The following is a 2,167-nucleotide window of genomic DNA, read 5'->3' on the forward strand; positions in this document are numbered from 1 at the left end:
CAGCAGTCCAACACCGAGCCCGACAATCACGGGGATCCACACCGGCAAGTCAGTCAGCGACGGGAATACCGCCCGAGTAAAATCAGAGGTCTGCGCCAGGCTGGCCGCGATCATCGCCGACAAGGCCAGCACCGAACCGGACGACAGGTCGATGCCGGTGGTGATGATGACCTGGGTCACGCCAATCGCCAGCAGACCGATGATCGACACTTGCAGAATCATCAATACCAGCCGCTGGGAGTTCATCAGGAAGCTCTGGTCGCGCACGATCCAGCCGAAAATCTCGAACACCAGGCCGATGCCAATCAGCACCAGGAAGATGCTCAGCTCGGTCGGAAAGCGCCGGCGACTCTTGACCTGTGCGGTTGCCGGTTTGTTTTCCAGTATCGCGTTCATAACCACTCACCCTTCAAATGAAATCAGTGTGGCGAGGGAGCGCGCTCCCGTTCGAGTGCGCAGCGCTCGCCAGTTCTACGGTAAACCCGAGACATTGGGGCCGCTTGGCACCCCGACGGGAGCAAGCTCCCTCGCCACAGAAACCGTGCTCACCCTTGATTTAATGACATGAGGACATTCCCGAGGCCAGTTGCAGCACTCGTTCCTGAGTCGCTTCGCTGCGGTCGAGGGTGCCCATCATGTCGCCCTCGTGCATGACCATTACCCGGTCGCTCATGCCGAGCACTTCCGGCAGTTCCGAGGAAATCATGATGACGGCCATGCCTTCGCTGGCGAGGTAGGAAATAAGGCGGTAAATCTCGGCCTTGGCGCCGACATCGATACCGCGGGTCGGTTCGTCGAGACCCGGCCGTACTGCGCGAATTCATCGAGCTGACCGGTTCCTGCCTGACCCAGAGCCGCGTGCTCGGCGTGCTCAACGAAACCCTCGCCGATGACGCCGTGATCGTCGCCGCCGCCGGCAGCCTGCCCGGTGACTTGCAGCGCAGCTGGCGCAGCAAGGGCGTGAACACCTATCACGTCGAGTACGGTTATTCGTGCATGGGTTACGAAGTCAACGCCGCCTTGGGCGTGAAACTCGCCGAGCCTGGGCGTGAGGTCTATGCGCTGGTCGGCGACGGCTCTTACATGATGCTGCACTCGGAGCTGGCGACGTCGATTCAGGAGCGCCGCAAGATCAACGTGGTGCTGCTCGACAACATGACCTTCGGGTGCATCAACAACTTGCAGATGGGCAACGGCATGGACAGCTTCGGCACAGAGTTCCGCTTTCGCAACCCGGACACCGGCAAGCTCGATGGCGGCTTTGTGCCGGTGGATTTCGCCATGAGCGCGGCGGCCTATGGTTGCAAGACATACAAAGTGAACACCGCTGAAGAGCTGAAAGCCGCGCTGGCGGATGCGAGCTTGCAGACCGTGTCGACGCTGATCGACATCAAGGTCCTGCCCAAAACCATGATTCACGGCTACCTGTCGTGGTGGCGGGTCGGCGTGGCGCAAGCCTCCACCAGCGCCCGCACCAACGCGGTGGCCAAGACCCTGAATGAACGACTGGCCAAGGCCCGTCAGTACTGATTGCCCTGAATCGAACAATAAGGAGTCCTTACATGTCATTAAAGTTAGGCGTCATCGGCACCGGGGCCATCGGCCAGGATCACATTCGTCGTTGCAGCCAGACCTTGCTCAACAGCCAGGTGGTCGCCGTCACCGACATCAATTTGCAGCAAGCTGCCAAGGTCGTGTCCGATCTGAAACTGACCGCCGAGGTCTACCCCGACGGCCACGCGCTGATCAACGCGCCGGACGTCGAAGCGATCCTCGTCACCTCCTGGGGCCCGAGCCACGAAGCGTTTGTGCTGGCAGCGATTGCGGCGGGTAAACCGGTGTTCTGCGAGAAGCCCCTGGCCGTCACCGCTGAAGGCTGTCGCAACATCGTCGAGGCCGAAGTGGCACRCGGCAAACGCCTGGTGCAAGTCGGTTTCATGCGCCCGTATGACGAAGGCTATCGCGCACTCAAAGCGGTAATCGGCAGCGGTCAGATCGGCGAACCGCTGATGCTCCATTGCGCGCACCGCAACCCGACCGTGGGTGAAAACTACAAGACCGACATGGCCATCACCGACACTCTGATCCACGAACTCGACGTGCTGCGCTGGTTGCTCGATGACGATTACGTCTCGGTGCAGGTCGTATTTCCACGCAAGTCCAGCAA

At 60.6% G+C, this 2,167-nt stretch carries 1 protein-coding gene and 3 pseudogenes; 2 read left to right on the forward strand and 2 right to left on the reverse strand.

Features of this window, described 5'->3' with window-relative positions; genetic code table 11:
• Nucleotides 1–396: pseudogene (locus AC1DRJ_RS25290) on the reverse strand (ABC transporter permease); the annotation flags it as partial.
• Nucleotides 397–556: 160 nt separating this feature from the next.
• Nucleotides 557–799, reverse strand: a pseudogene (locus tag AC1DRJ_RS25295) (D-xylose ABC transporter ATP-binding protein); the annotation flags it as partial.
• Between AC1DRJ_RS25295 and AC1DRJ_RS25300 the strand changes: the two are divergent.
• Both AC1DRJ_RS25300 and AC1DRJ_RS25305 read left to right on the forward strand, forming a co-directional pair.
• A pseudogene (locus tag AC1DRJ_RS25300) lies at nucleotides 799–1,530 on the forward strand (thiamine pyrophosphate-dependent enzyme); the annotation flags it as partial. The pseudogenes AC1DRJ_RS25295 and AC1DRJ_RS25300 overlap by 1 nt on opposite strands.
• A gap of 32 nt (nucleotides 1,531–1,562) precedes the next feature.
• A partial coding sequence (locus AC1DRJ_RS25305; protein WP_477804565.1) for a Gfo/Idh/MocA family protein occupies nucleotides 1,563–2,167 on the forward strand: 605 nt, incomplete at its 3' end.

It is taken from the genome of Pseudomonas sp. P5_B2 (genome assembly GCF_056400445.1).